The organism is Vibrio sinensis, from assembly GCF_003605645.1.
In the GTDB taxonomy this organism is placed as follows: domain Bacteria; phylum Pseudomonadota; class Gammaproteobacteria; order Enterobacterales; family Vibrionaceae; genus Vibrio; species Vibrio sinensis.
In genome coordinates this window covers 1-450 of record NZ_QVMU01000164.1, presented here as the reverse complement: position 1 = coordinate 450, position 450 = coordinate 1, and the positions used below count along the sequence as shown (strand labels likewise).

General features: G+C 48.4%; 1 protein-coding gene. It reads left to right on the top strand.

Annotated features, from left to right (window positions below; all coding sequences use genetic code 11):
* Positions 1-88 precede the first annotated feature (88 nt).
* Positions 89-450 (top strand): hypothetical protein (locus tag DZ860_RS25455; protein WP_207890691.1); only part of this gene is annotated, 362 nt, incomplete at its 3' end.

Genomic DNA, 450 nt, shown 5'->3' with positions numbered 1-450 from the left:
CGATGGAGCGTATAGGCAATACAAACATATCAGGAACACATGCACGAAGGCTATAAGAGAAGACAGGCTTCAGTACCAAACAAAGCTTATGGACAAATTTGCCTCTAACCCTAGAAGCCTATTCCGTTATGCAGCCTCTCTTCGTCAAGCCAAAACAGGAGTTTCTCAACTGCTAGGTCTTAACGGCCCGACCAACAACGATGGCGACGCCGCTAACCTTCTGGCGGCACATTACTCTCAAACATTTCAACCGGCTGACATCAACTTTATTGACGACAGTTTCATCTGCAATTCCACAGGACTTTCTGAAGTGGACCTAAGCGCTGACTTGTTGTTCCGGAAACTGCAGCACTTAAGACTTGACACTTCTCCTGGCCCGGATATGGTTCATCCTGCCTTACTGAGGGAGGCAGCCTCAATCCTGGCAACGCCGCTTAGCGTGATGTTTTC